Source organism: Acinetobacter sp. YH01018, from assembly GCF_013420295.1.
GTDB lineage: Bacteria > Pseudomonadota > Gammaproteobacteria > Pseudomonadales > Moraxellaceae > Acinetobacter.
Genome location: NZ_VOYL01000028.1, coordinates 17,317 through 36,592 on the forward strand (window position 1 = coordinate 17,317; position 19,276 = coordinate 36,592).

The 19,276-nt window shown below is 41.5% G+C and carries 21 protein-coding genes, 1 rRNA gene and 1 pseudogene; 15 read left to right on the forward strand and 8 right to left on the reverse strand.

Features of this window, described 5'->3' with window-relative positions; genetic code table 11:
* Window positions 1–5: 5 nt before the first annotated feature.
* Window positions 6–1,228, reverse strand: a pseudogene (locus FTT83_RS10320) (SAM-dependent methyltransferase).
* A 102-nt stretch (window positions 1,229–1,330) separates the two neighbouring features.
* Here FTT83_RS10320 and FTT83_RS10325 point away from each other — a divergent pair.
* Complete coding sequence (locus FTT83_RS10325; protein WP_180174885.1) at window positions 1,331–1,972, forward strand: hemolysin III family protein; 642 nt, start codon at window positions 1,331–1,333, stop codon at window positions 1,970–1,972.
* A gap of 144 nt (window positions 1,973–2,116) precedes the next feature.
* A complete protein-coding gene (locus FTT83_RS10330) occupies window positions 2,117–3,433 on the forward strand; it encodes an MFS transporter (RefSeq protein ID WP_086195706.1) in 1,317 nt (438 codons plus the stop codon).
* Window positions 3,434–3,499: 66 nt separating this feature from the next.
* Here FTT83_RS10330 and FTT83_RS10335 read toward each other — a convergent pair whose 3' ends face one another.
* Both FTT83_RS10335 and FTT83_RS10340 read right to left on the reverse strand, forming a co-directional pair.
* Window positions 3,500–3,844, reverse strand: a complete 345-nt coding sequence (locus FTT83_RS10335) for a hypothetical protein (protein WP_180044084.1) — start codon at window positions 3,842–3,844, stop codon at window positions 3,500–3,502.
* An 87-nt stretch (window positions 3,845–3,931) separates the two neighbouring features.
* Window positions 3,932–4,942, reverse strand: a complete 1,011-nt coding sequence (locus FTT83_RS10340) for a metallophosphoesterase (RefSeq protein ID WP_180044086.1) — start codon at window positions 4,940–4,942, stop codon at window positions 3,932–3,934.
* Between the two features lie 111 nt (window positions 4,943–5,053).
* Between FTT83_RS10340 and FTT83_RS10345 the strand changes: the two genes are divergently transcribed.
* The gene (locus FTT83_RS10345; protein WP_180176576.1) at window positions 5,054–6,688 is read left to right on the forward strand and encodes a phospholipase D family protein; all 1,635 of its coding nucleotides are present in this window, start codon (window positions 5,054–5,056) and stop codon (window positions 6,686–6,688) included.
* 16 nt (window positions 6,689–6,704) lie between these two features.
* Here the strand turns inward: FTT83_RS10345 and FTT83_RS10350 are convergent, their stop codons facing one another.
* A complete protein-coding gene (locus FTT83_RS10350) occupies window positions 6,705–7,529 on the reverse strand; it encodes a 1-acyl-sn-glycerol-3-phosphate acyltransferase (protein ID WP_180044090.1) in 825 nt (274 codons plus the stop codon).
* A gap of 357 nt (window positions 7,530–7,886) precedes the next feature.
* Here FTT83_RS10350 and hflX point away from each other — a divergent pair, with 357 nt between their 5' ends.
* From hflX to FTT83_RS10385, 7 genes are all read left to right on the forward strand, one after another.
* Window positions 7,887–9,218, forward strand: a complete 1,332-nt coding sequence (gene hflX / locus FTT83_RS10355) for a ribosome rescue GTPase HflX (protein ID WP_180044091.1) — start codon at window positions 7,887–7,889, stop codon at window positions 9,216–9,218.
* Between the two features lie 43 nt (window positions 9,219–9,261).
* A complete protein-coding gene (locus FTT83_RS10360; RefSeq protein WP_180044093.1) occupies window positions 9,262–9,633 on the forward strand; it encodes a hypothetical protein in 372 nt (123 codons plus the stop codon).
* 9 nt (window positions 9,634–9,642) lie between these two features.
* On the forward strand, window positions 9,643–10,317 hold the full coding sequence (locus tag FTT83_RS10365; protein WP_166170899.1) for an LrgB family protein: 675 nt from the start codon (window positions 9,643–9,645) through the stop codon (window positions 10,315–10,317).
* 92 nt (window positions 10,318–10,409) lie between these two features.
* The gene (locus FTT83_RS10370; protein ID WP_086195714.1) at window positions 10,410–10,856 is read left to right on the forward strand and encodes a DUF2147 domain-containing protein; all 447 of its coding nucleotides are present in this window, start codon (window positions 10,410–10,412) and stop codon (window positions 10,854–10,856) included.
* A gap of 161 nt (window positions 10,857–11,017) precedes the next feature.
* Window positions 11,018–11,464, forward strand: coding sequence for a DUF2147 domain-containing protein (locus FTT83_RS10375; protein ID WP_086195715.1), 447 nt, complete (start codon window positions 11,018–11,020; stop codon window positions 11,462–11,464).
* A gap of 312 nt (window positions 11,465–11,776) precedes the next feature.
* Window positions 11,777–12,226, forward strand: a complete 450-nt coding sequence (locus FTT83_RS10380; RefSeq protein WP_180176577.1) for a DUF2147 domain-containing protein — start codon at window positions 11,777–11,779, stop codon at window positions 12,224–12,226.
* A gap of 158 nt (window positions 12,227–12,384) precedes the next feature.
* Complete coding sequence (locus FTT83_RS10385) at window positions 12,385–12,834, forward strand: DUF2147 domain-containing protein (protein ID WP_086195717.1); 450 nt, start codon at window positions 12,385–12,387, stop codon at window positions 12,832–12,834.
* Window positions 12,835–12,883: 49 nt separating this feature from the next.
* Here the strand turns inward: FTT83_RS10385 and FTT83_RS10390 are convergent, their stop codons facing one another.
* Genes FTT83_RS10390 through pdxA form a run of 3 tightly spaced genes read right to left on the reverse strand, consistent with a single transcriptional unit; the run spans window position 12,884 to window position 15,556 of the window.
* Window positions 12,884–13,744 (reverse strand): symmetrical bis(5'-nucleosyl)-tetraphosphatase, encoded by an 861-nt coding sequence (locus FTT83_RS10390; RefSeq protein WP_180044097.1) that lies wholly within the window; start codon window positions 13,742–13,744, stop codon window positions 12,884–12,886.
* Window positions 13,745–14,557 (reverse strand): 16S rRNA (adenine(1518)-N(6)/adenine(1519)-N(6))-dimethyltransferase RsmA, encoded by an 813-nt coding sequence (gene rsmA, locus FTT83_RS10395; protein WP_180176578.1) that lies wholly within the window; start codon window positions 14,555–14,557, stop codon window positions 13,745–13,747. It abuts the gene before it with no gap.
* Window positions 14,558–14,587: 30 nt separating this feature from the next.
* The gene (pdxA, locus tag FTT83_RS10400) at window positions 14,588–15,556 is read right to left on the reverse strand and encodes a 4-hydroxythreonine-4-phosphate dehydrogenase PdxA (protein ID WP_180176579.1); all 969 of its coding nucleotides are present in this window, start codon (window positions 15,554–15,556) and stop codon (window positions 14,588–14,590) included.
* A gap of 569 nt (window positions 15,557–16,125) precedes the next feature.
* Here pdxA and rplM point away from each other — a divergent pair.
* The 5 genes from rplM to FTT83_RS10425 all read left to right on the forward strand — a co-directional run bounded on the left by rplM (window position 16,126) and on the right by FTT83_RS10425 (window position 19,048).
* Entirely contained in the window at window positions 16,126–16,554 is a 429-nt protein-coding gene (gene rplM, locus FTT83_RS10405; protein WP_004811299.1) for a 50S ribosomal protein L13, read from the forward strand.
* 12 nt (window positions 16,555–16,566) lie between these two features.
* Window positions 16,567–16,953 (forward strand): 30S ribosomal protein S9, encoded by a 387-nt coding sequence (rpsI, locus tag FTT83_RS10410; protein WP_068974925.1) that lies wholly within the window; start codon window positions 16,567–16,569, stop codon window positions 16,951–16,953.
* A gap of 333 nt (window positions 16,954–17,286) precedes the next feature.
* Window positions 17,287–17,937 (forward strand): glutathione S-transferase N-terminal domain-containing protein, encoded by a 651-nt coding sequence (locus FTT83_RS10415; RefSeq protein ID WP_180044103.1) that lies wholly within the window; start codon window positions 17,287–17,289, stop codon window positions 17,935–17,937.
* 12 nt (window positions 17,938–17,949) lie between these two features.
* The gene (locus tag FTT83_RS10420) at window positions 17,950–18,381 is read left to right on the forward strand and encodes a ClpXP protease specificity-enhancing factor (protein ID WP_180176580.1); all 432 of its coding nucleotides are present in this window, start codon (window positions 17,950–17,952) and stop codon (window positions 18,379–18,381) included.
* A gap of 19 nt (window positions 18,382–18,400) precedes the next feature.
* A complete protein-coding gene (locus tag FTT83_RS10425; RefSeq protein WP_180176581.1) occupies window positions 18,401–19,048 on the forward strand; it encodes a hypothetical protein in 648 nt (215 codons plus the stop codon).
* Window positions 19,049–19,159: 111 nt separating this feature from the next.
* Here FTT83_RS10425 and rrf read toward each other — a convergent pair.
* Window positions 19,160–19,274 (reverse strand): 5S ribosomal RNA (gene rrf, locus FTT83_RS10430).
* Between the last annotated feature and the right edge of the window lie 2 nt (window positions 19,275–19,276).

Genomic DNA, 19,276 nt, shown 5'->3' on the forward strand with positions numbered 1-19,276 from the left:
TTGAATTAACACTTACAGCCTATATCCTGCTGATCCCACTGATCATTTAGCAACAGTTCCAGGGAATGTTTTTGAATGCCATACATCTGTTTAAGGCCTGAATCTGCGCCAAAACCTGCTGATCCGGTTCACTATAATCTTTACGTTTGGTGGCCAGAATCATCTTGTTTTTACTGGTGTGTTCCAACGCCACAAATTCAAACACTTTGGTTTCATAGCCATAGGCTCTGAGCAGCAAGGCACGAATGGTATCGGTCAGCATTTCGGCCTGCTGTCCGGCATGAATGCCAAATTGCAGCATCGGTTTCAGCACTTCAGGGCTTTTCAGCTGTGGACGCAATTCTTTATGACAACACGGCGCACACATGATCATTTGCGCATTTAAGCGAATCCCGGTATGAATGGCAAAATCGGTTGCCACATCGCAGGCATGCAGCGCAATCATGACATCGAGATGTTCAGGCTGATAGGTACGAACATCGCCCTGAAAAAAATCCAGTTGCTGAAAGGCTGAACGCTGCGCAACATCCTGACAAAACTCCACCATTTTCGGATTGAGCTCTACACCTGTAACAAAAGGCATCTGCCCATGTTTGGCCAGATAGTCATATAAAGCAAAAGTCAGATAACCTTTGCCTGAACCAAAATCAACCACACGCAGTGCATGATCATGTTGGTTAATCTGATCCAGAGCACCCGAGAAAATTTCGACAAATTTATTAATCTGTTTCCATTTACGTGCCATGCTCGGAATAATCTGTGCTTTATGGTCGGTAATGCCCAGCGGCTGTAGAAAATAGCTGTCTTGATCGACATAGCGATGCTTGGTACGGTCATGGTCTTGCTGGGTCTCTGCAGGATTCACTATCGTAATCGCCTTTTTACTGCTGCTCAGCATGGCTTTCTTCTTGTTTTTTTTCAGTTGCAGTTCTTCACTCGCGGTAAACAGATTGGCCTGCTTCGATTTCGCCAACAATGACTGCACCAAGGGCACGGCTTCAGCCAAAGGGTAATTTTTAGTGACATCCTGCGTCTTATAACGATACAGACAACTGAGCACAGGCTGGTTTTGCAGTGAAATGACTCTTAAGATCATTTTCTCCAGATGTTCCAGCTCACCTTTATACTGGCTAATAATCATTCGATCAAAACTATGTGTTTCAATGGCTTGCTGAAAAGCATCTAAGAATTTTTGTTCCTGAATAAAAGGAGAAGCCGCTTGAGACATACATATCACTCGAATAAATTAGGTCATCAGTTTAAAACTTCTTACTTTAAAGGTAAAATTGCATTACTATACAAGTGTATTTTTAATTATAGAAAATAAATAATGACGACTTCTCAACTGCAGGCTTATGATCCACATGAAGAAAAAATTAATGCGATCAGTCATGCACTTGGCGCATTATTAGCGCTTATTGCCAGTATTTTTATGCTGATCAAAGGCAGTGATTTACCGCTTGGGCAATTTGTCAGCTTGTGTGTGTACGCACTCAGTATGATTTTACTTTTTTCTGCTTCCAGCCTGTATCATTTTGCCGAATCACCACAACGGCGTGGCTGGTACAAAAAACTGGACCATACTGCCATTTATTATCTGATTGCAGGAACCTATACCCCGTTCCTGTCCATCGCCCTGCCTACGGCTAAAGCGCATTATTTATTAATTGCCCTTTGGCTGATTGCGCTGATTGGCACACTATTCAAATTGGTTTTCATTCATCGTTTCCAGAAAATTTCACTCATCGCCTATTTGGTCATGGGATGGCTGGCCTTACTGGTCATGGATGACATGCAATGCTATTTAAGTGCCGAGGCGTTAACCTATTTGATCGTTGGTGGACTTGCATACACTGTGGGTGCATTGTTTTATGCGTTAAAAAAGGTAAGATACACCCACGCTATCTGGCATATTTTTGTATTGATCGGTGCAGGATCACATTTTCTGTCTATCTATCTTTACGTGATTTAATCCTCTCATTCTTCATTTCAGTGACCCTGAGCGAGTTGAGTAGAGAAGATTCTTCGTTGTTTTTTTAAGAAATTACGCCTTTTTTAAAAAGATTACGCTTTTAAAACTAAGCTTTTTTTATTTTTAGTAAGTGTAAGGTCATCCATGGCGTCATCAGATTCTATTGCTGCTTCAGCAGAAGTCGCAACCAATTCAAAATTCCGCGTTCTTACTGCAAGCCTTGTCGGTACAACAATCGAGTTCTTCGATTTTTATATTTATGCAACAGCGGCAGTGATTATTTTTCCCCATCTGTTCTTTCCGGCAAGTACAGACCCAACCACAGCAACCATTCAGTCTTTGGCCACCTTTGCGATTGCCTTTATTGCGCGTCCGATTGGTGCTGCCCTGTTTGGACATTTGGGTGACCGGATTGGCCGTAAGGCAACTCTGGTCGCAGCCTTACTGACGATGGGTATTTCGACCGTCTGTATTGGCTTACTGCCCACTTATGCACAAGTGGGTCTTGCTGCACCCTTATTGCTTGCGCTTTGCCGTTTAGGTCAAGGACTGGGCTTGGGAGGTGAATGGAGTGGTGCTGTGCTTCTGGCAACTGAAAATGCGCCTGAAGGTAAACGTGCCTGGTACGGCATGTTCCCGCAACTTGGAGCACCAATCGGCTTTATCCTGGCGACAGGTTCTTTTATCACCCTTGGTGCATTCATGTCGGAACAGGAATTTATGCAATGGGGCTGGCGTATTCCGTTTATTTCAAGTGCTTTACTGGTGATTGTGGGTTTATGGATTCGTCTGAAACTGCATGAAACACCCGCCTTCCAAAAAGTATTGGATAAGCAAAAAGAAGTAAATATTCCGTTTAAAGAAGTGTTGACCAAACACTGGGGCATGCTGATTCTGGGTACTATCGCTGCCATCTGTACCTTTGTGGTGTTCTACTTAACCACAGTGTTCGCCTTAAACTGGGGAACCACCAAACTCGGTTACACACGTTCCGAATTTCTGCAACTGCAACTGGTTGCCACTTTATGCTTTGCGGCATTCATTCCACTTTCTGCCGTTTTTGCGGAAAAATTTGGTCGCAAAGCCACTTCAATTGGCGTATGTATTGTTTCAGCATTGTTTGGCCTGGTGTTCTCAAGCATGCTTGAATCTGGCAGCACTGTTGTCGTTTTCCTATTCTTATGTATTGGTCTGGCGATCATGGGCTTAACCTATGGCCCGATTGGTACGGTACTGTCTGAAATTTTTCCGACTTCAGTACGTTATACCGGTTCAGCATTAACCTTTAACCTCGCTGGTATTTTTGGCGCATCTTTTGCACCTTTAATTGCAACCAAACTTGCAACGACTTATGGTTTATATGCTGTAGGTTATTATTTAACTGCAGCTTCTATCCTTTCACTGCTTGCCTTCCTGGCCATTCGTGAAACCAAACATGATGATGTAAACAACCAGGTTTAATGTCATCTAGACATAAAAAAACCAGCGTGATCATGCTGGTTTTTTTATGTGTCTTTTCTCACTACTTCAGATCTGTTCATCACTGAGCATTTCTTGATATAGCTCTTCAAACACCGCTCGATCGCCACCGGCATTGTAATAACTCGGAACAATGTAAGTCACCAGCTGGCGATATCGCTCTGTACCATATAAATGATCCAGCAAAGCTTCCACATTATTTTCATCAATACCGAATTGCGTCATCAGTTGCTGAAACTTTTGATAAAATGTGCGCGCAAATTCTTGCGTGTTCACTACATCCGCCTCTGCTTGCTGAAAATACGTTTCTAAGGCAATTAAACCCGCTTCAAGCTGTGCCGATTGAGGTTCTGTTAAAGCAAAAAACTGACCAACCTCTTCTAAAAAAGACATGCTCTTCTCCTATTTTGTTCTCATTGTTATAAAACAATCTTGTTTTACGGTATGTCAAAAATTGTTCCTAAAACCGATCTTCAAGATTTAAACCAATTCAATAATATCAATGGTCGGCGGTACGCAAAAACGAAAGGGCACACCGACCATTCCTGTACCTACCGTCACAAAGACATCGGCATTTTCATGCTGGTACAAACCCTTTTTATGTCCCAAGATGGAAACTTTTTTCATGATGTAGTTGGTCAGCCAAGGCAGTTCCACCTGCCCACCATGAGTATGCCCCGACAGCATAAGAGGACGGGTTGGCAATTGCGGCACCATATCCACCGTATCCGGGTTATGCGACAAAATCACCCAGGGTTTATCTTGCGGCAAATCCGGCATGTAGCGCATATCGGTTTTTCCGGCCCATAAATCCCCCACGCCAAGCAATCTGAACTCATCGAATTCAATCATCTGACCTTCAATATCAATCACATTATTGACTTTGAGCGCATGCCGCAACAGGTTTTGAATCGGTGGTCCCGGGTATTGTTCATCATGATTGCCATTGACCGAATACACCGGTGCATTGATGTGTTGCAAAATGGCCAGTTCATCGGCCAGTTTGTTTTCAGGTTCATAGGTCCAGTCCCCTGCCACCACCACCAGATCGGGATTCTGCCGATTAATTTTATCGACAATAATTTTCAGTTGGCGTTCATGTCCAGAAAACAGACCAATATGCAAATCGGCAATCAAGGCAATTTTGACGGGGCTTTGCAGATTTTGTTCCGGATTGAGCTGATATTGCAGGGTTTTAACCATGACATGCTGAGGTTCGATAAAACGGGCATAAATTAGCACGCAGCTCAGCAAGAAAATAAACACCGCTTGGTGAATCGAGTAATAACCACTCCAACCGGCAAACAGGCTAAAGAAAAATAAAGGGAAAAGTAAATAAGATAAATAAAAGGCCAATAAATGTACAAAGGCCTTAAAGGGATGAATAGTTTCTGTCCGTGTCTGGCTTAACCAAGCCTGTGCGATACCCCACACCGCAAGCAGAGCGAAACAAATATAAAAATAAAAAGCAACTGCGTGCGAATCCCACATATTATCGTCTCTAATCATTACGATGATATTACATCATTCATCTATTCTGATATTTATCTTTTCACAGCTCACAATTATACTCAAACCAATTTTTGGTATTGTTTACACCCTATGACGCGATCTTCTCATCAGCTCACACACTTAAACAGTGGTCAATCCCCTAGCACAGCTAGCTATAAAACCACCGTATTATTAAGTTGTAGTCTGCTGCTCGGAATTCCGGCATGTTCCACCCTTCCCAAACAAATACCACAGCCTGTTGAATATTCATTTGATACCAAAACCGAACAGACTTCACTGGCTAAAATCATTGTGCCCTTGAGGGAACAAAACCCAAACCTGACCGGTTATCATGTGCTGTACGACCCGCTTGAGGCATTGGCAGCACGTATCCATTTAATTGATAAAGCAGAAAAAACTTTAGATTTACAATACTACATTTGGGACAACGATAAAATTGGCGCGCTGGCCCTGCACTCCATCATTCAGGCAGCTGACCGAGGGGTAAAGGTCCGTTTATTAATGGATGACAACAATGCCAAAAAGATGGAAGGCATTTATCTTGCCCTCGACCAGCATCAGAATATTGATGTGCGTCTGTATAATCCTTACCGTTTTAGACATTATCGTGCCATGGACATGGTACTGGACTTAAAACGGATTAACCGCCGCATGCATAACAAAAGCTTTATTGCAGACAACCAGATTGCATTAATTGGCGGTCGCAATATGAGTAACCAGTATTATAACGTTAGTGACAATTATCAGTTTTCCGATGTCGACGTGATGCTGGTCGGCGCTGCATCGGATGAAATTATTCATTCCTTCGATGAATACTGGAATGATGATTATGCTTTTCCGGTCAAGCAAATTGTCAATCCCCGACATTATTCCTTGCGTTTTGACAGCCTGAAAAAACAGCTTGAGGAACACTCCCAAAACATTACCGTACAGAATTATCTCGATTTAGCCACCCGATCGCATGCTTTTGAAAACTGGCTGAATAACAGTATTCAATTTGACTGGGTCAAGGCAGAAGTCGTCAGTGATTCACCCAGTAAAATCCGGGCAAAAGCCAAAAAAGAACAACATCTGAATTTTCAGCTGATTAACCGTTTAGAAAAACCCGAACACAGCGTCGATATTATTTCAGCCTATTTTGTCCCGGAAAAAAAAGGCGAGAAAATGCTGAGTGATCTGGCGCAAAACAATATTAACGTCCGGGTACTGACCAATTCCTTTAAAGCCAATGACGTGGCTTTGGTTCATGCTTTCTATGGCAAATATCGCAAGGATTTACTTCAGAATAATGTCCAGCTTTACGAGTTTCTGTCTGTTCCGGAAAGCGAAAACCTGAATGCCCATACCCAGGAAATTGCAGAAAAAGCCAAAGTCAGCATCAAAGGTTTAAGCCGTTCCAGCCTGCATGCCAAACTGATGGCTATTGATGAAAAACAGGTGTTTATTGGCTCTTTTAATCTTGACCCACGTTCCGCCTATTTGAATACCGAAATTGGAGTATTGCTGGACAGCCCGAACCTGGCCAAAGCGGTCCACTCCACCATGGATCAAAACCTGTCTAAATATGCCTACAAACTGGTGTTAGATGCCAACAATAAAATCAACTGGCAAATTAAAGGTCATGATGGCAGCATTAAAACTTACCAAAAAGAACCCAAGATGAAATGGTGGCAAAAAGCCGGGGTTAAAATAATTTCATGGTTACCGGTTGAAGGTTTTATGTAAGCTGCAATGGTATTCACTAGTCATGCAAAGACTCAGGCGGCTTTTTCAGTGCTTTCTGCTGTAACTGTGCTAAACCGGCAATCATCTGGGTATGTACGGCTTCCGTTAAACTTTCAACATCATGTCCTTCCACGGCAATTGCCGGTAAAGCCATGAGATGAACCATCACCTTTGGCATTTCCAAAACGTTTTTAACATGGTCCGCAAAACTAATATCACCGATGAATGGTGCCACCGTATCCAGCTCTCCCTCTTGATTCACATAACAAATCAGACAAATTTGCACCGGACGATTTGCGTCAATGGCGGCACCTAAAATACGGCCATAGATTTTTTTAATTTTGCTGCCATCAGAAGTAGTGGCTTCTGGAAAAAATAATACCGGAATATCACGTTTTAAAAATGTGGTAATTTGCTCTTTAATTTTAATTGAATCACCCGAACCACGTTTAATAAATAATGTGCCACCGCCCTTGGCCAGTTTGCCAAATAAAGGCCATTTTTCAATTTCAGCTTTGGCCAAAAAGAATACCCGGGCACTTGAACCCAACACTGCAATATCCAGCCACGAAACATGGTTACTCACCCACAGTGCCGGCTCACGTGGAATTACTCCATGCACTTGAATCTCAAGGTTAAATACCTTGCATAATTCGCGGCAGAAATGCTGTACATAACGCGTATTACATGGATTGTTCGGATCTTTATATAAGCGATGACGAAAAACCAGATAAAATCCTTGAATAATTGCCGCTAAACCAGCCAACAACTTTTTGCTATATAAGAAAAATTTAGACAAGCCATTTAACGATGAACTTTCAGTTACGGAGGATTGGGTCATAGATGGATCACTAATTATTAGCTGCAGCGTTTAATCATTTATTTGCTGTCATTCTATACTGTTCATTTTGAACTTGCATTGATCATAAAAACCTAAATCAACCAATAAAACCAGTAAATCATTTATTTTTATCACCAATAAAGAGCTTGAATCATGTGCTGAAAATTAAAAACAAGGCTCAGATACATCTCTGTGATTTTCTGCTTTTCATCACTGCCTTCTAGAGGTTCCTGCTCATAAAAACACGCCCTGGACTGAATATCTTGTTACGATGCTTTGTTAAGTTTTTGCTATTTTTCCCTTTGCCTGTTCATTTTCAACTAAAATAAAATTTTAACGCAGTAGAGATCATCTTTAGTGGAATATTTTGAGCAACATCAGGGTGGTGAACGAACAATCTTAGTGAGTGTATCGGTACAGCTATTAGATGACCTTGATGCAGAAGAATTTCGTTTACTGGCAGAATCTGCCGGTGCTGAAATTTTAGACCATATTAACGCTCAACGTATTAAACCCGATCCCAAACTGTTTATCGGCTCTGGCAAGGCAGAAGAAATCGCTTCTCTTGTACAGGACCTTGAAGCTAATCTGGTCATTTTCGATCATTCACTGACACCCGCTCAAGCCCGTAATTTAGAAAAAATCATGCTCTGCCGTGTGGTGGACCGTACCGAACTGATTTTGGATATTTTTGCGCAACGTGCCCGGACCTATGAAGGTAAATTGCAAGTCGAACTGGCACAGTTACAGCACCTCTCCTCGCGCTTAGTGCGCAGCCGCAGTAATCTTGACAGTCAAAAAGGCGGGATTGGCTTGCGTGGCCCGGGTGAAACCTTGCTGGAAACAGACCGCCGTCTACTGCGTATCCGCATGGGGCAACTCAAAACCAAACTGGATAAAGTCCGCCAGACCCGCATGCAAGGTCGTGTTGCACGGCAAAAGGCTGCTGTTCCGACTGTCTCTTTAGTCGGTTATACCAATGCCGGTAAATCCACCTTGTTTAATATTTTGGCCAACAGCGATGTTTACGCGGCAGATCAGCTGTTTGCAACATTAGACCCTACACTGCGCCGCCTGGAATGGGATGGTATTGGACGTTTGGTGCTGGCAGATACCGTAGGTTTCGTGCGTAATCTCTCGCATTCCTTGGTCGAGTCCTTTAAGGCAACGTTGGAAGAAACGCTGGAAGCCACCTTACTGCTGCATGTGATTGATTCCAGCAGCCCGGATATGCTGGAACAGATTGAAGCGGTAGAATCGGTACTCAAGGAAATTGGTGCCAATGTCCCGGTACTGCGCGTCTATAACAAAATTGATGTCAGCGGTGAAGATGCCAAGATTGTTTATGCCAAACCGCATATGCCCGATCGGGTATATGTATCCGCACACTCAGGCCAGGGTTTAGACCTGCTACGTCAAGCGGTACAAGAATGTTTGATGGGCCAAATTCAAAGCTTTGAGCTGATGTTAAAGCCTGCCTATGGCAAATTGCGCACCCAACTCTATGCATTGAATGTCATTCAATCTGAAAATTATGATGATGTCGGTAATCTGCATTTGCATGTGATTATGGCACCGCAAAAGCTGGAACAGCTGATTAAACAGGCTCATTTGCCTATAGATGAAATTCTGGGGCACAAAGCTGCACAATTTAAACGGCCGCTTGAGGAATTTGAAATAAAAAGATAAATCGGTTAAAACGTGACAAGTGTAATTATAATTGTTGGTAAAAATGGACTGGATAAAAACAACGGACTGGCCAGCCTGGATTGGCACCGTGGCATTAATCATCTGCTTCCGTGAAGGAGCCGTATGGGTAACCACACAATTTCATCATCCTGAACTGGGTAATCTGGTGGGCTTGATCAGCCTATTGGTAACTTTATTTATTTGGAGAAGTTTCAAGAAATTACCCAGTCGCTTGGTCGATACCAATAACAAGATCATGAAAGAAAGTGCCTTTGCCTTTTTGCCAATTAGCGCAGGGTCCTTGATTATGCTGACTCAAATGGGCAAAGAAATGCCGGCTTTTCTACTGGTGATGTTTGTCAGCACCCTGATTCCTTTGTGGGTCTATGCAAAAATGTCCAAGCGCTGGTTATAGGGAAATTATATGTTTACAGTACTCTCGGGTTTTTTTATCACCCTGATCGCCTATCTGGTCGCAAAACCGATCAATAAACGCCTGCCGCAAATTCCGGTCATTGTGATTGGCATGTTTTTGATTATTGGCCTGTTGTTGTCATTCGGGATTCGTTATGAATCTTATATGGCACAGGTCAATCCGCTTTTTAATCGTCTCTTGGGCTATGTCACCGTTGCATTGGCCATTCCTCTTGCCGCTATGCGTTATGATGATCTGCCGCTGAAAGCCATGCTCGGAATTCTGGTGTTTGCCAGTATCAGTGCGGTCGCGCTACCGATGGGACTTGCCTATTTACTGCATATGACCGATTCCAGCATTATGGCTTTTGCTACACGCGCCGTGACTACCCCCATCGCAATTAATATTGCCACCCTGTTACATGCACCTATGAGTATGGTCATTCTTATTGTGATTTTATCCGGTGTAATTGGAGCAGCCTTTTCTCCCTTGATCCTGCGCCATATCAATGATGAACGCGCTTCGGGTCTGGCATTAGGTTTGGCTGCGCATGCCATTGGAACAGCACAGGCATGGCAAAGAGGCAGTGTGGCGGGACGCTATGCTGCATTTGGCATGGCAGTGAATGCTGTATTTACTGCCATATGGCTGCCTACTTTTATACTTTATTTACAAAAAATGTGACCAAACAGTCATTTGCATTGATAATGATTGTTGCTTGTCAAAAATACTCCTAGTATCAGGAGTACTGTCAGTGGAATGAAGGAACATTCAAAATGGTCAAGATGAAACTTACTATTGCATTAATCTGCTCAACTTTAGCGAGTTTTGCCCTAGCTCAAGACCTTACAGGAACGTGGAAAAATATTGATGATAAAACCGGTTCATCAAAAGCTATCCTTGAAATTCGCCAGGAAAATAATGGCACTTATACCGCACAAGTAGTCAAAGTCACTCCGCGTCCTGGCTATACTCCCAAAGAAATTTGCGTCAAATGCCCGGCACCTTATACCAATCAGCCCATTCTAGGCATGGATGTCTTGAAAGGTTTAAAACATATAGAAGGACCCAACTATGCGAATGGTAAAATTATCGATCCGCTATCTGGTCATATCTACAGTATGAAAGCGAAATTAAGTCCAAATGGTAAACGCTTAACCCTGCGTGGTTATGTTGGGGTTTCAGCGTTAGGCCGTAGTCAGACCTGGATTAGAAATGACTAAATATGACAAAAAGCCACACTATGTGGCTTTTTTCTTCACTGATATTTAAATAATTCACATTATATTTCATTTTTATGAAGCAGTGGGTTGACTAATTTTTAAACGATAACTATATCTTTATATAAATTAAAAAAATATTTTCCACACTCCTAGGAGTTAATATGAAGAAAAATCTATTATTTGCTGCTTTTGCCAGTTTAGTTTGTAGTGGGAACGTATTGGCAAATGATCTTAGCGGAACATGGAAAACCATTGACGATAAAACAGGCTCATCAAAAGCCATTCTGGAAATGCGCCAAGAAAGCAATGGAACTTATACGGCAAAAATTGTAAAAGTCACTCCTCGTCCAGGTTATACCCCGAAAGAGACCTGTGTAAATTGTCCAGCACCTTATACCGACAAACCTATCTTAGGATTAGATGTTTTAACGGGATTAAAATCTATCGGTGATAATCAGTTTGTAAATGCCAAAGTTCTTGATCCACTGAACGGTAAAATCTATAGCGGCAAAGCAAAATTAAGTCCGAATGGTAAACGTCTCACTCTACGCGGTTATGTTGGTGTATCCGCACTCGGTCGTAGTCAGACCTGGATTAAACAAGATTAAATGATACACATGGTCGTGTACTAGACTCTTTAACAGGAAAAATAATAACTTGAAAGGATGACTTACACCGAATGCTAAACGTTTTATATTATGTGGATATGTAGGAATTATGGCTCTGGGTCGAACTCAAATCTGGATTAGAAACGACTAAATATGACAAAAAGCTGTACTATCTGGCTTTATTATTCACTGATTTTTAAATAATTCACATTATTCTTCATTTTCATGAACCACTATATTGACTATTTTATAAACAATCCTAATATAGTTTATAAATTAAAAAAATTATTCACCACAACCGCAGGAATATATATGAAAAAAAATATCTTACTTGCTGCTCTTGCCATTGTAGTTTTTAGTGGGAATGTATTGGCACAAGATCTATCAGGTACTTGGCAACAAATTGATGATAAAACCGGTTCACCCAAAGCAATTATCGAAATCAGTAAAGATACAAACGATATTTATACCGGTAAGATCGTCAAAGTAACCCCTCGTCCAGGTTATATACCGCAAAAAACATGCAACAAATGCCCTGCACCCTATACCAATCAGCCTATTTTAGGTATGGATGTACTCACCGGATTAAAGCATGTAGAAGATACAAATAACTATGAAAAAGGCCGGGTCATCGATCCTTTAGCAGGCAAAATTTATGATGCCAAAGTTCGACTGAATGCGAGCGGAAAACGTCTCACTTTACGTGGCTACATCGGTATTTCAGCATTGGGTCGCAGTCAAACCTGGTTACGGGTCGATTAATTCAAACCCCTGTTTTTAATTAAAAAGCCACAATATTGTGGCTTTTTATCCAAATCAGCTTAAAACTGTTTGCTTGACTCTAGAGTATATTGACTAATTACTTTATCTATCTAATATATCCGTTAATTAGAAAATGAAAGATTAAGTGAGAGTCTTATATGCAAAAGAATCTATTGCTGGCTGCTTTTGCTGCTGCACTTTTCAGTGGAAATGTTTTCGCAGAAGACATTTCTGGAACATGGCAACAAATTGATGATAAGACCGGTGCTGCGAAAGCGATTATTAAAATTAATAAAGAAAACAATAATACATTTACCGGGAAAATTATTAAAGTTACTCCTCGCCCAGGTTATACCCCACGAGAGACATGTAATAATTGCCCAGCACCATATACCAATCAGCCTATTTTAGGTATGGAAATTCTGAAGGGCTTAAAACATGTATCTGGAACCAATAACTACGAAAAAGGCCGTGTTATAGATCCTCTAGCGGGTAAAGTTTATGATGCCAAAATCAGACTGAATGCAACAGGCAAGCGTTTAACCTTAAGAGCCTATATGGGTATTTCCACCTTGGGACGCAGCCAGACCTGGATCAGACTTGACTAAGCAAGTTTAAATATAAAAAAGCCACATGATGTGGCTTTTTTATTATGGCTTAGCTTGAGGATGACATCATCGGATTATCAACTTTAAACAATTGTTGATCTTCTAATCGATAAGCAATCAGCTGATTGCCCCAAACACACCCTCCATCCACATTCTGAATCTGGGGCGTAATGGTTTTCCCTTGTAATCCAGCCCAGTGTCCAAAGATAATTTGATGGGTTTTAGCCGCTTTGGACTCAAAGTCAAACCATGGCTGAAAGCCTTCAGGCATAGGATCATCCAGAGAATCTTTAAAACTGAATTCCATTCGCCCTTCTGCATTGGTTAAACGCATACGGGTCAAGTAGTTAGTAATGCAACGTAAACGGGCATGACCCTGCAAATCATCCGACCAACAATTTGGCTCTTTGCCATACATGTTAGCCAAAAAAGCATCGACCACGTCAAAGTCATCATGGCCAATTACTGCCTCAACTTCCTTAGCTAAAACCGCTGTTTTTTCTGCTGTCCAATTCAGCGGGATCCCTGCATGGGTCAAAACCGTATGTTCATTCGGAAATAAACATAAAGGCTGTTTACGCAGCCATTCGATCAAGTCATCACTTTCCAAAGCATGAATGACATCATCAATATTGTCTTTGGGATTAATCGCTTTAGTCCCACGTGCCACAGCCAGCAAGTTAAGGTCATGATTACCTAAAACCGTTGCTGCAACACCCTTGTCGACCAGCTTTTTGATAAAGCGCAAAGCCCCAATCGAATTTTCACCACGTGCAACCAAGTCGCCCGCAAACCAAAGAAAATCTTGATCTGCATCAAACTGAATCGTTTTAAGTAATATTTTCAAAGCTTCAAAACAGCCCTGAACATCACCAATCACATAATTGTATCGAATATTCGAAGCTGCCATTTAATCCACCATTTGATCTGCTAATGCTACAAATTGAGCCAGCGTTAAAGTCTCGGGGCGCGCCATCGGATCAACACCTGCTTTCTCAAATCCCTCTTCAACCAGCATACCTTTTAAACTATTGCGTAAAGTTTTACGACGCTGGGTAAAGACATGGGACACCAGACGGGCCAAGGCTTTTTCATTTTTCGCCACAATCGGTTTAACAGCATAAGGCTCCAGACGAAAGACGGCAGAAGTGACTTTTGGTGGTGGATTAAATGATCCCGGTGGAACTTCAAACAGGAAAGTCGGTTTGCAGTAATACTGGATCATCACCGACAAACGGCCATATTCTTTGGTATTGGGTGAGGCGGTAATACGGTCAACCACTTCTTTTTGCAGCATGAAGTGCATGTCTTTAACTTTGTCACCAAATTCCAGGAGATGGAACAGAAGCGGTGTTGAAATGTTGTATGGCAGGTTACCAACCACACGTAGCGGACGGCCTTCTTGAAACAACTCAGTAAAGTCATATTTCAAGGCATCCGTTTCAACAATGGTTAAACGCTCAGGATGCGGCACACGGCCTGGTAAACCAGCCGCCAAGTCACGGTCAAGTTCAACTACAGTTAAGGCATCACATTCACCAATTAAAGGTGAAGTTAATGCTGCAAGACCGGGACCAATTTCAACAATGTTATCGCCAGAACGAGGATTCACTGAACGGACAATTTTGGCAATGATACGTTGGTCATGTAAGAAGTTTTGCCCAAAACGCTTACGCGTGTGATGTCCTTCATCTTTGGGGTTTAAGGCATTAATCTGATACATAAACATTTCCAACGTGTAATAAAGACAAGATCACTGACGCGCAAGTTCGAGCGCCAAATCCACAGCCACATGCAAGCTCGAGCTTTTTGCCAGACCTGTACCTGCAAGGGAGAGTGCTGTGCCATGATCGACAGAAGTTCGGATAAACGGTAAGCCCAAAGTAATATTGATGGCTTCACCAAAACCCTGTGATTTTAACACAGGTAAGCCCTGATCGTGATACATCGCCAATACGGCATCGGCATCTTTTAAATTGTCCGGGGTAAATAGCGTATCGGCAGGCAAACTCAGGCTCATATTGATCCCTTGCGCACGATAAGTTTCCAGCACAGGATTAATCACCTCAATTTCTTCCATTCCCAAATAGCCATCTTCCCCAGCATGCGGATTTAAACCACACACCAGAATATGCGGATGATCAATCCTGAATTTGGTTTTTAAATCGTGGATTAAGATATCAATCACCTGATGCAGGCGCTCAGGCGTAATTGCATCAGGCACATCACGTAAAGCCAGATGCGTAGTCACCAGTGCCACCCTTAAAGTCTTGGTGGCCAGCATCATCACCACCCGATCGACACCCGCAAATTCCTGATAATACTCAGTATGACCACTAAAATGGATACCCGCTTCATTGATAATGGATTTCTGTACGGGCGCGGTGGCTACACCGACACTTTTGCCTATCATGGCGTAATCTGCAGAACGACGTAATTGTTCCAGCACATATACTGCGTTTTGGGCATTCAGTTGCCCCAAAACCACTTCTGTATTTAAGGGCACATGTTCGACATAAAGCTGTCCTTGAGCCGCAGATTCTAATTGTCCTTGATATTCAATTAGTTCAATCTCTTTCTTTAATAATTCGGCACGTTGCTTTAATAAATGAATGTCGGCTAGTACCACAATCGGACGTTCATCAACACGATCTGCCAAACTTAAACAAATATCTGGACCAATACCAGCAGGTTCACCACTCGTAACATATAAAGGAAGCATAATTTATCCAAGCAAGCTCAATATTCAACATTATAACGCGAATGCTAAACAAGAAAGCTGAAGCTGCGCAAAACCACATATAGACCAACTAGTTTAATCAACAAAACAACTGGTAATTAGCAATACATCGATATTTTTCACTTTAATATTTCAATAAAAACAAAATTTTAAATTTTCATCATCGCTTATCCCAAATACCCAAATACCCAAATACCCAAATACCCAAATACCCAAATACCCAAATACCCAAATACCCAAATACCCAAATACCCAAATACCCAAATATTGAATGGTACAAGTCCTCAAGTCTATAAAATCGTATCTATTGCTTTTAAGCAGAACATGCAAACTTTACAGTTGCAGAACTACAAGCCAATATTTTTATCTTCATTTACCGATCACCCGTTTTAGATTCCCCAACACTTCCATTTTCATCCTTGTTCTTTTAAAATATAGCGCTTGAAATTTTATATTTTCATTGTGGTTCTACTGACTTTCAGGTAGAATTCGGTCTCCTTTTGTTTGGACAGATTCCACCGTCCAAACCAACTATAATAGGTAGTGGTTTAATGAAAACTCTCAGCGCTAAGCCAGCTGAAGTTCAACACGACTGGTACGTTGTTGATGCTTCTGGCAAAACTTTAGGTCGTCTTGCGACTGAAATCGCTCGTCGTTTACGCGGTAAGCATAAAACTTCTTATACTCCTCACGTTGACACTGGCGATTACATCGTTGTGATCAATGCTGAACAAGTTCAAGTGACTGGTAAAAAATCACTTGATAAGAAATATTATCGCCATACTGGTTTCCCTGGTGGTATTCGTGAAACTAATTTCGAGAAATTAGTTGCTCACAAACCAGAAGAAATTTTCCAACGCGCTGTAAAAGGCATGTTGCCAAAAGGTCCTCTTGGTTATGCAATGATCAAAAAAATGAAAGTGTACGCTGGTACTGAGCATCCACATACTGCTCAACAGCCACAAGTTTTGGACATCTAAGGGATACAGCACATGGCTACTAACTATGGTACAGGTCGCCGTAAGACCGCAACTGCACGTGTTTTCCTATCAGCTGGTACTGGTAAACTCGTAATCAACAACCGTACTCTTGAACAGTACTTCGGTCGCGAAACTGCTCGTATGGTTGTTCGTCAACCTTTAGAGCTTCTAGAAGCTACTGAAAAATATGACCTTTACATCACTGTTGCTGGTGGTGGTATTGGTGGTCAAGCTGGCGCTATCCGTCACGGTATTACTCGTGCATTGATCGCTGCTGACGAAACTTTAAAACCTGCTCTTCGTCAAGCTGGTTTCGTTACTCGTGATGCTCGTGAAGTTGAACGTAAGAAACTTGGTTTACGTAAAGCTCGTAAACGTCCTCAATTCTCTAAACGTTAATTCGTTTACCGAATCGGACAAAAACCCTGGATTATCCAGGGTTTTTTTATGGGACTTAAATTTTAATCCGGATAAATATTTCATCTTACTGTTCATGTACATCCTTACCCCACACGCCTTCATGAAACCAGAAAGATTTGGTGAGATAATAATTCGCAAGACCAATCAAAATAAACAGTAAGATTATCGCCAGTTTGATCAGCATCTTGTTTTCCTCCAGTTATTTTTTCTTATCATCTTTTTATATCTTAACCCCAATTGCGCTTTTATGCTTCGTGCTTTTTAGCTTGAATTTTAGTATCCTATTCCATTCATTTATCACTGTTTCGGATTATGTCAATCGAAAATGCACATCTACAAGGAATTACGCTTTACAGTCATGCGGATGATTTTCGCTCCCACTGGATACGCTATGTACTTGCAGAGAAGCAAATCAAATATAATCTAATTATTGTAGATGAAGACGATGAGGATCTGGCCAGTCTCAATCCTTATAATCAGCTCCCCATGCTAATTGAAAATGATTTAAAATTATTTAATTCCAGCATTATTTCTGAATATCTAGACGATCGCTACCGTCAGAACAAACTGTATGCCGATGCACCAATGCCACGAGCAGAGCAACGTCAATATATCTGGCGTTTTGAACAGGACTGGTTAAAACTGGCAGATATCATGCTGCGACACCCAGATACCCTGAATGAACAAGAGAAAGCGAAAGCTCAAAAGCAACTCAGAGATACCCTGATTTCTCTTACACCTCTTTTTCAGCATTTCCCCTATTTTATGTCTGAAAATTTTACAATTTTAGATTGTATGCTGGCACCTATTTTTATACGGTTAAAGGCGATGGGTATCGAATTGCCTAAACAGCATTGCCGTCCTATTCACTTATATTGTCAACGAATTTTTAGTCGACCTGCATTCATCAAATCTTTAACCATGCAGGAAAAAAACCGCTACAGCGAATTTTTAGCAAATTAATCGAGTACAACCATGTCTGAACAAGAATTGAATCTCACGCCTACCCGACCTTATTTAGCACGCGCTATCTATGAATGGATTTGTGACAATAACCTGACTCCATATTTATTAGTTGATGCCACCCAGCCTAATACCATGGTGCCAGAACAGTTTATTCAAGACGGTCAAATTGTTTTAAATATCGTTCCTCATGCAGTGCATAAACTACATATGAGCAATGATGCAATCACCTTCTCTGCGCGTTTTGGTGGCGTTTCACGTGACATCTATGTACCCTTAAATGCAGTATTGGGGATTTATGCACGCGAGAATGGACAAGGTTTGTTCTTTGATCCAAATGAATATGAAGGTATCCAAATTACTGAAGATACTTTAAAATCAACCACAACATCAGAAGAAACTGAACAACCTAAGAAAAAACCAAGCCTACGGTTATTAGATTAAAATAATATGGAGCAAGTGAATGGCTTTTGATTTAGTACAATATTTTGCTGAGCAGATTAACAATCAAAAGCCTCAGCTTCTCGAACACTATTCTAGAGAAGATCGAAAAACACATCTGTTAGAAATTAATGCACTGGTATTAGGTAAACTCATTTCACTTTGGCGAACTGACGATAAAAAAGTTTATCAGGAGATTTCTTCATCCGACGATCTTTTTATTCAAGAGGTTGCGCGACACCTTACAACATCTTCAAAAAATCAGTCTACCCTGCCTAAAAATGAATTAGAATCAACAGTAACTGAAATATTAAAATTACAACTGACAGAATTAAAACAGCTTAATGATATTGGAAACCTTAATATCAGAGGTTTACGTGAATTGATCTTAGGACAGATTGAACACTTATCTGGCCAGGCTTCTGATTGGGTTTGGTCAACAAATGATCTAACAGAATTAAAAGGCTCTAAACCAATTGAGCAAGAAGAGATATCATTAGACTCAACAATGAAGGAGTTTAGTCAAATGGTTCACCAAAATATCCAGCAGCATGATGTTGAAGAAGTTTCAGTTGTAAGCACCCCAAACTGGGCAAAGATTGTTGAGCCTGTCGTTGCAATCGCAATTCTTTGGGTACTGACCTCTGCAGCATGTAATATTTTTGCTTAAAATTTGCAAAAATTCCGATCTTAAAACCAGCAAATGCTGGTTTTTTTATTGCTTATATTTCCCTGCATAAAAAAAGCCCCTGCTTTATGCAGGGGCTTTTTAGGAATAATGAGCTGGCGATGACTTACTCTCACATGGGTAATCCCACACTACCATCAGCGCTAAGAGGTTTCACTTCTGAGTTCGGGAAGGGATCAGGTGGTTCACTCTTGCTATGGTCGCCAGCAC

Coding starts and splice junctions, on each gene's coding strand:
- FTT83_RS10325 (WP_180174885.1), top strand. CDS start 1,331: ATGACGACTTCTCAACTGCAGGCTTATGATCCACATGAAGAAAAAATT.
- FTT83_RS10330 (WP_086195706.1), top strand. CDS start 2,117: ATGGCGTCATCAGATTCTATTGCTGCTTCAGCAGAAGTCGCAACCAAT.
- FTT83_RS10335 (WP_180044084.1), bottom strand. CDS start 3,844: ATGTCTTTTTTAGAAGAGGTTGGTCAGTTTTTTGCTTTAACAGAACCT.
- FTT83_RS10340 (WP_180044086.1), bottom strand. CDS start 4,942: ATGTGGGATTCGCACGCAGTTGCTTTTTATTTTTATATTTGTTTCGCT.
- FTT83_RS10345 (WP_180176576.1), top strand. CDS start 5,054: ATGACGCGATCTTCTCATCAGCTCACACACTTAAACAGTGGTCAATCC.
- FTT83_RS10350 (WP_180044090.1), bottom strand. CDS start 7,529: ATGACCCAATCCTCCGTAACTGAAAGTTCATCGTTAAATGGCTTGTCT.
- FTT83_RS10360 (WP_180044093.1), top strand. CDS start 9,262: ATGGACTGGATAAAAACAACGGACTGGCCAGCCTGGATTGGCACCGTG.
- FTT83_RS10365 (WP_166170899.1), top strand. CDS start 9,643: ATGTTTACAGTACTCTCGGGTTTTTTTATCACCCTGATCGCCTATCTG.
- FTT83_RS10370 (WP_086195714.1), top strand. CDS start 10,410: ATGGTCAAGATGAAACTTACTATTGCATTAATCTGCTCAACTTTAGCG.
- FTT83_RS10375 (WP_086195715.1), top strand. CDS start 11,018: ATGAAGAAAAATCTATTATTTGCTGCTTTTGCCAGTTTAGTTTGTAGT.
- FTT83_RS10380 (WP_180176577.1), top strand. CDS start 11,777: ATGAAAAAAAATATCTTACTTGCTGCTCTTGCCATTGTAGTTTTTAGT.
- FTT83_RS10385 (WP_086195717.1), top strand. CDS start 12,385: ATGCAAAAGAATCTATTGCTGGCTGCTTTTGCTGCTGCACTTTTCAGT.
- FTT83_RS10390 (WP_180044097.1), bottom strand. CDS start 13,744: ATGGCAGCTTCGAATATTCGATACAATTATGTGATTGGTGATGTTCAG.
- rsmA (WP_180176578.1), bottom strand. CDS start 14,557: ATGTATCAGATTAATGCCTTAAACCCCAAAGATGAAGGACATCACACG.
- pdxA (WP_180176579.1), bottom strand. CDS start 15,556: ATGCTTCCTTTATATGTTACGAGTGGTGAACCTGCTGGTATTGGTCCA.
- rplM (WP_004811299.1), top strand. CDS start 16,126: ATGAAAACTCTCAGCGCTAAGCCAGCTGAAGTTCAACACGACTGGTAC.
- rpsI (WP_068974925.1), top strand. CDS start 16,567: ATGGCTACTAACTATGGTACAGGTCGCCGTAAGACCGCAACTGCACGT.
- FTT83_RS10415 (WP_180044103.1), top strand. CDS start 17,287: ATGTCAATCGAAAATGCACATCTACAAGGAATTACGCTTTACAGTCAT.
- FTT83_RS10420 (WP_180176580.1), top strand. CDS start 17,950: ATGTCTGAACAAGAATTGAATCTCACGCCTACCCGACCTTATTTAGCA.
- FTT83_RS10425 (WP_180176581.1), top strand. CDS start 18,401: ATGGCTTTTGATTTAGTACAATATTTTGCTGAGCAGATTAACAATCAA.